Source organism: Hyphomicrobium sp., assembly GCF_019753045.1.
Taxonomy (GTDB): Bacteria; Pseudomonadota; Alphaproteobacteria; order Rhizobiales; family Hyphomicrobiaceae; genus Hyphomicrobium_B.
The window spans coordinates 210,712-222,857 of record NZ_JAIELN010000002.1 but is presented as its reverse complement, the minus strand read 5'-3'; the positions used below and the strand labels follow the sequence as shown (position 1 = coordinate 222,857).

The following is a 12,146-nucleotide window of genomic DNA, read 5'->3' as shown; positions in this document are numbered from 1 at the left end:
GCGGGACGTCTACTTCGACCAGATCCGCGAAATTGAGTCTGCTGCAACCATTGACGCCTCCGGAAGCGACGTTCCTTATCTCACCGCCGCGGACGTTTCGCTCCCTCTCGGGGGGATCAACTTAGCTTCGATTTCGCCTCGTCCATTCGCAAGCGAGTTGCGCACGAGCTTAAGCGACCTGCGCACGATCGTTCTCCAGATTTAGATCTCCGCCAGCTTTAGATCATGGCTGAGCTTTGAGCCCTGGGCTCGAGGCTGAGCTAGGCTTTGCTTGGGGGATTTGATGGATGCCAGTTCAGACTGGTCGTTGGAGACAACGTGCGATGGCGCTTGCCCTTCTAGGTGCGTCGGGCTGCTCGAATGAGCCAACCCTGCTCACGACTGGATCTGCGATGGTTTTGGCAACGGACCGAGATTTGCCAAGGCGCCCTTGGGTGCCGCCGGCGAATGCACCTCCTGGAAAGCCGGGGAAACCCCTTGCCTCCCGCGCTCTCTCACTGCGAGAGGCAGTAGCGCGCGCCGTCGAATACAGTCCTGCAGTCAAAGCTGCATACTCCGAGATCGACGCTCGGATGGCAGACGCTGCTCAAGCTTCTTACAAGCCCAATCCCCAGCTTTCGGTTGAAGTCGAGAATTTTGGTGGCAGCCAAAGCAAAGCGGCATTTGACCAGGCAGAAACCACTGTAGGCCTAAGCCAAGTCATCGAACTCGGCGACAAGAGAGTTAAACGATTGGCGGCCGCTCGGCTTGAAGCTTCGCTCGCAGGTTGGGATTACGAAATGGCGCGCGTCTTGGCTGCCAGCCGGGTAGCCGACGCTTTTGTCGACGTGTTGGCGGCGAAAGAACGATTGGCCGTCCTAGAGGACTTCGCGCGCATCGCGGAAGTTGTTCGCAGCGGTGTCGACGAGCGCGTTCGCGGAGGTAAAGCCAGCGCGATTGATCTCGATCGCGCGGTCGTCGGCACGGCGAGGGCAAAGGCCCTGGCAGACTCGGAGCGGCTGAAATTTGAGGCCGCCCGCGCAAAGCTTGCCGCTCTTTGGGGCGCCGAGAAACCGGATTTTCAGACGGCGACGGGCCGCTTGGGCCAGAACAGGCGCGTGCCAACGCTCTTCGCCGTTCGCGCGTTGTTGGACGGCAATCCTCAATTGGCGCGGTGGTCCGATGAGCTGAACCGCCGCAACGCGGCATTGTCGTTGGAAAGATCCAAGGGAGTGCCGGACCTGACAGTCGGCGCCGGCGTAAGACAGCTCAACGACGACAACGCCACGGCGTTGGTTGCCTCCGTATCGGTCCCGCTTAAGGTATTTGATGGCAATCAAGGGGCCATTGCCGCCGCAGAACGCCGCGCCGCCAAAGCCAATTTTGAGGCGGATGCTGTGCGCAACGAACTCGTTAGCTCGCTCGTCGAGACGCTTGGAGAACTCGCTGCCTCCAATGCTCAAGTCACGGCTTTCGAGAGCAGGGTTCTACCCGCGGCTCAATCGGCATTTGACCGGACGCGGATCGGTTACGACGAAGGAAAATTTGATTTCCTGAACGTTCTCGATACGCAGCGCTCTCTCTTTGAAGTGCGCCTTGATCTCGTCAACGCCCGCGCGAACTACGAGAAAGCGCGTGTCAAAGTCGAGGCGTTGATTGGCCGAGATCTCACGACGTTTGAGAACTCGGCTCCCTCTCACTCAAAACCCGAAGGACGTTGATCCGCTGTGCACCGCTTTCTGAGCATATTTGTCGTCGCTTTATCGTTCGGAACGAGTGGTCTCGACGCCGAAGAGCAAGCCGGCGCGCAGCCGAAAGAAGTGAAACTATCCGCCGCGCAGGCCGAACTGATCGGTCTTGAGACCGCCTACGCCAAGAAGACGACATTGGCTCGCGAGATTTGGCTCAATGGGGAAGTCACGGCCGACCAAGATCGGACCCTTCAGGTCCTGCCAAGAGCCGGCGGAGTCGTGGTGGAGGTCAAGAAGGCGCTCGGCGACGAGGTTCGGACCAACGACGTTCTCGCCTTTATTGAAAGTCAGGAAATTTCATCATCATCGGCAGCCTATCTCGTGGCGAAGTCAAAGGCGTCACTCGCGCAACGTCAGCTCGAGCGCCACGAAACCCTCTGGAAAAAGAACGTCATCGCGGAGGAGGAATATCTCATTTCACAACAAGGCGCAGCGGAAGCGCAAGCGCAACTCCGAGCGGCCGCGCAAAAACTGGCATTGCTGGGAATCGATGCGGCGACTGTGGACAATTCGGCGCCTCCTTCAGTTTCGACGCGTGTTCCGGTGCTTGCGCCGATGAGCGGCACGATCATCGAGAAGAAGATCGCCGTGGGTGACCAAGTGACCGACCAGACGCCCCTGTTTCGCCTAGCGGATCTCGAAAAGGTGTGGGTGATTGCAAGCGCGTTCGAGCAAGACATGGGTCAACTCGCTGTGGGGTTGCCTGCAACGGTCGTTTTGCGCGCTTACCCGGACCGGAAGTTTCAGGGGCGTGTGACATGGGTTTCCCAGGTCGTCGACGAGCGTACCCGCACGTTGGCTATTCGCGTCGAGTTAGACAATAGCGATAAGCTGTTGCGGCCCGGCAGCTTCGCCAGGGTGCTGATCAAAGTCCCGATGCGGGAGGCATCGGTGAGTATTCCCCCCAACGCCGTCCAACGCCACAACCAGGAGCAGATCGTATTCGTAGACGCGGGCGGCGGCGTTTACAAATTGCGATCGGTCAAGACGAACCTGAAAACGCCGAACGAAGTGGAAATCGTCTCTGGACTTGCCGCTGGCGAGAAAGTCGTCACCGATGGGAGCTTCATGCTGAAATCTGAACTCGAGAAATCGAGCTTCGGCGGAGAGTGAGGCGGCATGATCAATAACATCATTGCAGCTGCACTCTCCCAGCGTGTTTTGGTCGTTCTCGCGGCTTTGTCTTTGTCGGCTTATGGCACCTACTCCATCCAGAAACTCAATCTGGATGCGTTTCCTGACGTTACCAATATCCAGGTCCAGGTAAATACGGTGGCGCCTGGCCTCGCCGCGGTTGAAGTGGAAAAGCTGATCACTTTTCCCATCGAAACGGTGATGAGTGGCCTGCCCGGACTTCAACAGGTGCGGTCGATTTCAAAAACAGGATTGTCCGTTATCACGATCGTGTTCAACGACAACGTGGACACTTATTTCGCGCGGCAGCTTGTCAGTGAGCGGCTTTCGACCGCCAAGGAGAGGATACCGAACGGCCTCGGCGCGCCTGAGCTCGGACCGATTACGACGGGACTGGGTCAGGTATACAAATACATCCTAACGAGTTCGACGCTCGACGCGATGGAGCTGAGGGCGATCAATGATTGGATCGTGAAGTTTCAACTTCGTACCGTACCCGGTGTAACGGATGTCCTGAGCTTTGGCGGTTCGGTGCGACAGTACCAGGTCAACGTCAACCCCGATCGGTTGATCAGTTATGGACTGTCGATAAACGACGTGAAGACCGCCATTCAGGCCAACAATGCCAACGCAGGCGGCTGGTACATCGAAGGTTCTCAGGAACAGCTCGTCGTTAGAGGAGAAGGCCTGGTTCGTGGCGGTCGAGATGGCATTACAGATATCGGCGACGTCGTTCTGAAATCGGTCGATGGCGTGCCGGTCTATGTGCGCGACGTTGCGGAAGTCGAATTCGGGAGCGAGATACGCCAAGGCGCCGTGTCCATGAATGGGAACGGCGAAGTTGTGATGGGCGTGATCCTGCAGTTGAAGGGCGCCAACACCAAGAACGTCATCGAGAAGCTGCGAAAAAAAATAGCGATCGTTCAGAAATCTTTGCCAGAAGGAGTAAAGATCGAGTCCGTCTATGACCAGGCTGATCTTATCGAAAAGGCCGTTGCTACGGTCACGAAGGCGCTCAGCGAAGCGGCCATTTTGATAATCGTGGTGCTGTTTTTATTCCTGTGGAACGTCCGCTCCGCCCTCGTCGTGCTGTGCTCCATCCCACTCTCCATGCTCGTCGCCATTATCATGATGCGGTGGTTCGGGCTATCGGCGAACCTCCAGTCCCTGGGCGGGTTGGCTATCGGAATTGGTATGATGGTCGATGGCTCGCTGGTCATGATCGAAAATATCATGCGGCATCTCGCCGAGCCAAATCGCGGAAATAGCACGATCACCTCACGTGTACTGCACGCAGCGGAAGAAGTAGGCGAGCCGATTTTTTTCGCTGTCCTCATCATCGTCGTCGTCTTTCTTCCGCTTTTCACGCTTGAGGGTGTCGAGGGCAAGCTGTTCAGTCCCATGGCATTTGTCGTGGCATTCGCCATGCTGGGATCGCTCCTTGTCGCCTTGACCATCGTGCCGGTGCTCGCATCTTTGGTATTCAGGGGACAACTGTCAGAGGAAGACAGCTTTGTCGTTCGAGGCGCCAAAGCCATTTATGAGCCTGTTTTGAACTTTGCCCTTCGTCGGAAGATTTTCGTCGTCGGAGCAGCGCTGGCTTCTTTAGTGGCGACCGGCGTCATCATCCCTCGCCTCGGCAGTGAATTCGTACCTGAGCTCGATGAAGGCACATTGAGTGTTCGTGTTACCGCAAATCCCAGCATCTCGATTGAAGAGGCGCTAAGAATCGCTGGACGCGTCGAGAAAAGGCTTCGCGCTTATCCCGAGGTCAAATACGCGATTAGTCAAATCGGTCGGCCGGAATTGGGTGGCGATCCGGAAGCGCTCAACAACAACGAGATTTGGGTTGGGCTTAAGCCCCAATCGGAATGGACCACGGCCCATACCCGTAGCGAGCTCATCGATGTTCTGACCAAAGACCTTTCGGAATATCCAGGCATCGCCATCAATTTTTCACAGCCGATTGCGACGCGGGTCGATGAGCTTCTTTCCGGCGTCAAAGCGCAACTTGCCGTTAAACTCTTCGGCGACGACTTGAAAGTTCTTGAGCTAAAAGGCCAAGAAATCGAGAAAATTGTCGCCTCGATCCAAGGCGCGGCCGATGTTCAGACGGAACAGATCAGCGGCGAAGCTCAGGTCGTAGTTAAGGCGAACAGGGATGAAATAGCCAGATACGGGCTCAACGTCGCGGACGTCATGGAACTCGTATCGTTGGCGGTAGGCGGTGAGGCAGTGACCGATGTACTCGATGGTCAGCGCCGCTTTTCGATCTACCTCCGTGTTGCAAAGGAGTTCCGCTCCAGCACCGACGAAATTGGCAAGCTCTGGGTGGCGAATAAGGAGGGGGCGCACGTACAGCTATCGCAAGTCGCGGACATCGGCCTTATCGAAGGGTCTCCAACTGTTAGCAGAGAAGATGCTCAACGCCGCATCGTCATTCAGGCAAACGTTCGCGGTCGGGACCTTGGCGGCTTCGTCGCGGAAGCACAGAAGCTTGTCGAGGCTAAAGTCGATCTGCCGTCGGGATATTATGTGACTTGGGGCGGTCAATTTGAAAATCAGCAGCGCGCGCAGCGCACCCTGATGATCGTCGTGCCGATCTGTTTGGGGCTTATTTTCGCGCTTCTATTCTTTTCCTTTGGTTCGGTGCGAAACGCACTGCTTATCATTTTGAATGTCCCGTTCGCCCTCGTGGGCGGGGTGTTCGCCCTCTGGGGATCTGGTCAATTTCTGAGCGTCCCGTCATCGGTCGGATTTATCGCGCTGTTCGGCGTGGCCGTATTAAACGGCGTGGTGATGGTCTCGTATTTCAATCAGCTCTTGGCCGAAGGATACAAGCTGGAGGAGGCCGTAAGAAAGGGCGCCATGCTCCGTCTCCGGCCGGTATTGATGACAGCGACCGTGGCAAGTCTCGGCCTTATCCCGCTTCTATTGGCAACCGGTATTGGATCGGAGGTCCAACGCCCGCTCGCCACCGTAGTTGTTGGTGGGTTGCTTACCTCGACGTTGCTTACCCTGATTGTTCTTCCGGTTCTTTACACGTGGTTCCCTGCGCGAGGGCGTGAGCTCGCGCGCGCGGAAGCCGCGAGCCATGGATACGGTTCGATCCACGACAAAAAAGAAGGAGAACACCGTCATGCTTCGAGCTGATACTCTTAGTGGGGCACTTCTTGCTTTAATCGCTCTGCAGCCAGGCGCCGCGCTTGCCTCAACGTCCAGTAAAACCCCGACGGTCCAATCAGATGCGCAGGACGATGAGCGGGCACAGATTCTCGCCAATAATGCAAACATCGCGTATGAAACGGGCGACTACGCGAAAGCCGTGCAGCTCTACACGGAACTATTGCGGGTGAAGCCCGTAGACGCACGTGTCCTCCACAATAGGGGGAATAGCTACTCAAAGATCGCCGATTGGGAACACGCTCTTAGCGATTACACCTCGGCGTTGCTTCTCGTCCCTCATTTAGTGCCTGCGCTCGTCAATCGTGCAGGCGTCTATGACCGTTTGGGACGTCTGGATGAGGCATTGGCCGACTATGAAGCGGCAGCGCGACTGAGTCCGAGGGATGGCTTCATAGCTTATCACAAGGGCGTCATCCTTATGGGCCTTGGCCGCCGCGCTTCGGCCGCGCAAATTTTCGATCACATCATCAGTTCCTCACCTACATTCGCCTCTGCGCATGTCGAGCGGGGCTTCCTCTATCTCGCGGAGGGCTCAACCAAGGATGCGGAGAACGAATTTAGGGCGGCTCTTTTGTATGAGCCGGGGAATGCGCGTGCTGAAGACGGACTAATACAGCTACGCCTAAATGCTGTTGGCGCTTCAGACCAGTCGCGGGAAAAGGTTCATGACCAAGTCGTAGGGGAACTTATCGAGACACTCGACCGAACATGTTTCTCAAACGGCGAGGATGCCGGGGCGCTACTGGAAGTTACGCGCGGAACATCGTGGAAAGAATCCCCTCCCCAAGTAGGCGGTGTGGTGAGGATTTGGACAGGCTCAACGCCATTTGGCAGCGGAAGACTTGCGTTCGTGCGAACGGTGGACAGCGCATCCTCGGTGTGTTCACTCAGCGCAGACGGCGTAACGCCTCACCTTTTCGAGGACTTCCGTGCAAAATTCAGCCGCCGGTACCGCCCGACGCCTGTGGCGGAACCCGGCGGAGATACGCCGTCTGTTGCGCAGTACCAGATCGCGCATCGTGCCAACTGCAACGTGAAGGTCATCCTTCTTCAATCGTCGGCTGACGTCAACCGGCTGACCGTGAGGCTGAAGCACGCGCCCGCGTATTCGCGGGAAATGTGAAAAAGGGAAGCAAAAATGACAATGGCCCACCGACAGGGCGTCGCAGCGGCGATCCCACTGTTGAGTTCGACGACTTTCTCCATTGCGGTTGCCACGCAGTATACGCCGCCAGTGCCATCCATAGAAATGGAGCGCCGATTGAGGCCGGTTGATGCGCGCAACAACCGCCACGGCCGGAACATCAGTACGAAGGTATACTGCCTAAAAAGAGATCGGCTGCTGAAGAGTTGGCTGCCCCTTATCGACACGCCCGGCCCGGGGTTGATCGCACAAAGCCGCCGGCATCTCGAATGTCTTTCTGATCAATCTTGATTGATCCATGCGAGGCCTCCGCCGACGACCTCGCAGCAATTGAGCACAGCTAATTTATTTACTAGAGCGTTTCAGCCTTAGGCGGAATCTGAGGATTCCCAAATTAGTCGCTATCTGATTCAACATGCATGCTGGAGAGGGGGCCAGCATGCATGGCGAAGCCTTACTCGAACGATCTCAGGAAGCGGGTGGCGAAAACGATCGCCGCGGGCGAGACGTGCCGGGTGATCGCGGCCCAATATGAGGTTGCCCCGTCGACGGTGGTGAAATGGTCGAAGCGGCTGAAGGAGACGGGCAGCCCGGCTCCGGCCAAGTTCGGCGGCCACAAGAAATGCAGCCTCGAGCCGCACCGTGACTTCGTGCTGGCGCAGGTCGAGGAGGTTCCTCACCTGACGCTGCACAAGCTCAAGGACATGCTCGCCGACCAGGGCATTGCCGTATCGCACGATACGGTCTGGCGCTTCCTCAAGCGCGAGGGCCGCTCGTTCAAAAAAACCGCATACGCCAGTGAGCAGCACCGCGTCGACGTTGCGCGCAAGCGCCAGCGCGGTTTTTTTTGAAGTTCAAGCGCTCGCGATGCCCAAAGCTCCACACCGCGCCGTAGCTGACGACGATGCCGCGCTTCTTGAGTTCCGCGGCCAGCGCCCTCAGCGAGATCTCCGGGATCTGCTCGATACGCTCAAGGATATAGGCGCGCTGTCCGGCGAGCAGAACCGGCCGCTTGCCACCCATCGGGTTGGGGGCGGCGCTGCCCGTGGCGCGATGGCGTTGCGACCACTTCACGACGCTGGCCACGCTGACGCCGAACGTCTCGGCCACGGCGCGGCACGATTGACCGCTTTCGACGGCGGCGACGACACGCTCTCTGAGGTCGAGGGAGTAGGGTCGAACCATGGGGGCTGGCCTCCGCTCCAGCCCTCATCGTGAATCATATTCGCGACCCCTTCGGAATCCCCCACGATTCAATCAAAGACGATCATGCTCTAAAGGGGCTTTGCTCCGGACGGCCGCTGGCGCACGCTGACCTTCCTCGCCGCCCTCAGGGCCGCTGCACTCACCGCGCCCTGTGTCATCCGATGGGCCGATCAACGGCGTCATCTTCCGCAGCTATGTCGAGCAGATGCTGGTGCCGGAGCTGCGCCCCGGCGACATCGTCGTGCTCGACAATCTCGGCTCTCATCGGGCGCAAGTTATCCGTCAGGCCGTGCGTGCCGCCGGCGCCAAGCTCGCCTACCTGCCCCCCTACTCGCCCGACCTCAACCCCATCGAGCAGGTCTTCGCCAAGGTGAAGCACTGGCTGCGCATGGCCGAGGCGCGAACCATCGAGGCGCTCCACGAGCACGTTGGTAAGCTCGTTGCCGCCATTGGAGCGCACGAATGCGCAAACAATCTCAGCAACGCTGGATATGCTTCCAGCTAATCCTGAAAGGCTCTAGAACGGTAAAGAACGTTGTTTCTGTCGATGGGGGTGTACATGTCACGATCTCAAAAGCGGGCTCTTCAAAACGCAGCAACTCTGCCATTCTCATGTCTGATATCGGTTGGCTCGTTCGACGGATGGGGATCGATCAAGGCGAAAGGGCAACAATCCACACCGGCAGAGTTGCCTCCCGTCTCCATCGAAGTGAGCAAAGAGGAAAGCAAGCCAACAAAAAAAAGGTCGAGTGCTTCTCAGCGCACCCAACTGAAGAACTCCGTCTGCAGTTTGGAGCGGAAGCTCATGCGCTATCTTTTCTTTTCGATCGCGCCCGTTATCGCGACGACAGGCGCTCTTTTTATCAGCCCCGCGGCTAGGGGTGGAGACGATTCGAAAGACCCATCGGTCAGCGTCGCCGCTAAACAGGTGCGTAAACAGGGCTACCCTTGCGGAACGGGCATCAGCGCCGACAAGGACCAGCGCCACCCTAAGCTAAAAGGCGGCTGGATCCTTAAATGTGACAACGCGATATACCACGTGCATCTGGTACCGCGGCGCCGCGCAGAGGTCGAGCGCGTTGATTGACCAGACGGAGGTCATGGACGGGAGACCGTCCGCCTAGGTTTGCGACATCTGCGATCGTCAAAATTTGCAGTGCTCTTTCGGTCACCGAAAAAGAGGCTCTGGCGTGAGTTCCTCAGACGCGCTTCTCCTAAATCGGAACACCCACAGTGCGATCCCGATATGCAAGAAGGCGAAGCGCGTTCAAGACCACGACCAGCGTTGACCCTTCATGCATCGCAACGGCTTCGCCGATCCCAAGTCCCAGAATCGTCGAAGGAACCAGCAACCCAACCATCCCCAGGCTGATGAACACATTCTGTAGGATGACCTTACGGGTGCGGCGGCTCAATCCCACCGCGAATGGCAGATGGGTGAGATCGTCGGCCATGAGTGCCACGTCAGCTGTCTCCAATGCGACGTCGGAACCTGCCGCACCCATCGCTATGCCCACGGTGGCGTTCGCCATAGCAGGTGCGTCGTTCACGCCGTCACCGACCATGGCGACTTTCGCTTCCTGCCTTAACTTTTGAATGGCCTTGACCTTATCCTCGGGCATCAGGTCGCCCCAGGCTTCGTCCAAGCCCACTTCCCTGGCAATAGCTTCGGCAACTTTCCCGTGGTCGCCTGAAATCATGATCAAGCGGGTGATCCCGAGCGACCGCAGCCTATCGAGCGCTTCACGCGCTCCTGTGCGCGGCGTGTCCATCAGACCGATCGCTCCAAGGTCCCGATCGGCCCGACGCACGGCCATCGTCGTGCGACCGGACTGGCGAAGCCGTTCGATCGCTTCAGCAACCTCTTTGCTCAGCGCAGGGATGCCTTCTGATCCGAACATCTCAGCCTTGCCGATCCAGACCGGATCGCCAGCAAGCATTGCCTTGACGCCGCGTCCGGTAAGACTCTGCAGGTCGTTCGCCGGGGTTAAATTCCGGTTACCGAGAGCAGCACGGCCATCGCGGGCAATCGCCGCCGCAAGCGGATGATCGCTAAGAGATTCCACGGCGATGGCAACAGCCAGCAGCTCATCCTTCGCAACTCCATCTACGGTGACGATATCCGTGATGCGCGGGCGCCCTGCCGTTAATGTGCCGGTCTTATCGAACGCAATGGCATTCAATGAACCGAGATTCTCGAGCGGCGCGCCGCCCTTGATCAGCACGCCGCCGCGGGCCGCGCGCGCGACGCCCGAAAGCACCGCGCTTGGAGTCGCGATCGCGAGCGCGCAAGGGCTTGCCGCCACAAGTACCGCCATGGAGCGGTAAAAGCTATCGCGGAACGGCTCATCGATCACCACCCAGGCGAATAGCAAGACAACGGCGAGCAACAGGACCGCGGGAACGAATACACGCTCGAATTTGTCCGTGAATCGTTGGGTAGGCGACTTCTGTGTTTCGGCCTCGCTCACCATCTTCACCACTTTGGCTAACGCCGTGTCCGAAGAGCGGCGAGTAACCTCGATCTCGATGGCGCCCCCGCCGTTTATCGTCCCCGCAAATACACGGGAGTTGGCTTCTACGGTTTCTGGCCGAGACCGCGCTGTTGCGGCGTCGTCGACCGCGCGCTTGTCGACGGGAATGCTTTCACCTGTCACTGGTGCCTGGTTGACGCTTGTGACACCCCTTATCAGAAAGCCGTCGGCGGGAAGCCGCTCGTTGGGGCGAACAAGCACGACATCTCCGACTGCAAGTTCCTCGACCGAAATTTCGCGTATGTCTCCGTCTCGGCGAACGGTGGCGGTACGCGGCGCGAGCTCGGCAAGAGCTTCGATGGCGCGCTTTGCACGCCCCATCGCATAGTGTTCAAGCGCATGACCGAGGCTGAACAGGAAGAGGAGCAGCGCTCCTTCGGCAAAGGCGCCGAGAGCCGCCGCGCCGGCTGCCGCAACCAGCATGAGCGTGTCGATCTCGAACCGCTTGAGACGCAGATTATCGATTGCCTCACGAATCGTGAAGAAGCCGCCGAAGAAATAAGCCGCCAGAAAGAACACCATGGGCAACCACGCCGGTGCCGAAGCCGACAGTTTGCCGATCAAATAGCCGCTAGCGAGGAGGACACCGCAAGCCAGTGAAAATAACAGCTCGGCATTTTCACCGAGCACGCCGCCGTGCGAATGGCCGTGATCGTTCTCTTCGCCGGTCTCATGCCGATCTTCCCACTGGCTGCGGTTAACACCAGTTTGGACCCGATTGGCTTGGTTGGACTTCGCGAGTGAACTCCTCGAAGATTTTCGTGGCCCGACTCCCATCTGGGAAAGGGCTTCCAATATGGCAGGCTCGGAGCCGACCATACGGTCGAACTCGACGCGCACGACGCCCGATGCGGAAGCCTCTACCTCGAGCACCCCTGGTAGTGTTTGCAGGCGCTTCTCGATAGTGCGCGCGCGGCGCTCATGGGCGATACCGTCGACTTGCCAGAACGCGTGCCCGAAGCGTTCGGTGATCGCGGCACCAGATGCCTGGATGATCTCGCGGATACGCGCCAGCGACACGAGACTGGGATCATAATGGGCGCACAGCCTCGCAGGCGTTGAACCCTGGCCTCCAAGAACGTGGACTTTTTCAATACCTGATCTCCCATCCAAATCTGCAATCAGACGGCGGATGCATGCATCGGACGCGTCGGTCACCTCGGGCAGGACCAGCGGAACATCGAGTTCGGTCTTCTCTGTCATCAGAAATTC

At 58.2% G+C, this 12,146-nt stretch carries 7 protein-coding genes and 2 pseudogenes; 7 read left to right on the top strand and 2 right to left on the bottom strand.

The features are described 5' to 3' along the window. Positions 1 to 287: 287 nt before the first annotated feature. The 5 genes from K2Q04_RS01515 (at position 288) to K2Q04_RS01495 (ending at position 8,045) form a co-directional block, all read left to right on the top strand. Positions 288 to 1,700 (top strand): TolC family protein, encoded by a 1,413-nt coding sequence (locus K2Q04_RS01515; protein WP_366935727.1) that lies wholly within the window; start codon positions 288 to 290, stop codon positions 1,698 to 1,700. Positions 1,701 to 1,706: 6 nt separating this feature from the next. After that, positions 1,707 to 2,843: an efflux RND transporter periplasmic adaptor subunit gene (locus K2Q04_RS01510; RefSeq protein ID WP_291158277.1), complete on the top strand. Its 1,137-nt coding sequence runs from the start codon at positions 1,707 to 1,709 to the stop codon at positions 2,841 to 2,843. 6 nt (positions 2,844 to 2,849) lie between these two features. Continuing rightward, positions 2,850 to 6,017, top strand: a complete 3,168-nt coding sequence (locus K2Q04_RS01505) for a CusA/CzcA family heavy metal efflux RND transporter (protein WP_291158274.1) — start codon at positions 2,850 to 2,852, stop codon at positions 6,015 to 6,017. Beyond that, complete coding sequence (locus K2Q04_RS01500) at positions 6,004 to 7,173, top strand: tetratricopeptide repeat protein (RefSeq protein WP_291158272.1); 1,170 nt, start codon at positions 6,004 to 6,006, stop codon at positions 7,171 to 7,173. The genes K2Q04_RS01505 and K2Q04_RS01500 overlap by 14 nt, the downstream gene beginning before the upstream one ends. Positions 7,174 to 7,613: 440 nt before the next feature. Next, positions 7,614 to 8,045: a transposase gene (locus K2Q04_RS01495; RefSeq protein WP_366935726.1), complete on the top strand. Its 432-nt coding sequence runs from the start codon at positions 7,614 to 7,616 to the stop codon at positions 8,043 to 8,045. On the opposite strand, the pseudogene K2Q04_RS01490 reads toward K2Q04_RS01495, so the two are convergent. Continuing rightward, positions 8,038 to 8,379, bottom strand: a pseudogene (locus tag K2Q04_RS01490) (transposase); the annotation flags it as partial. The gene K2Q04_RS01495 and the pseudogene K2Q04_RS01490 sit on opposite strands and share 8 nt — an antisense overlap. A gap of 93 nt (positions 8,380 to 8,472) precedes the next feature. Between K2Q04_RS01490 and K2Q04_RS01485 the strand changes: the two are divergent. Both K2Q04_RS01485 and K2Q04_RS01480 read left to right on the top strand, forming a co-directional pair. Then, positions 8,473 to 8,905: pseudogene (locus tag K2Q04_RS01485) on the top strand (IS630 family transposase); the annotation flags it as partial. Between the two features lie 54 nt (positions 8,906 to 8,959). After that, a complete protein-coding gene (locus K2Q04_RS01480; protein ID WP_291158266.1) occupies positions 8,960 to 9,487 on the top strand; it encodes a hypothetical protein in 528 nt (175 codons plus the stop codon). A gap of 127 nt (positions 9,488 to 9,614) precedes the next feature. On the opposite strand, the gene K2Q04_RS01475 is transcribed toward K2Q04_RS01480, so the two are convergent. After that, positions 9,615 to 12,137: a heavy metal translocating P-type ATPase gene (locus tag K2Q04_RS01475; protein ID WP_291158263.1), complete on the bottom strand. Its 2,523-nt coding sequence runs from the start codon at positions 12,135 to 12,137 to the stop codon at positions 9,615 to 9,617. Positions 12,138 to 12,146 lie beyond the last annotated feature (9 nt).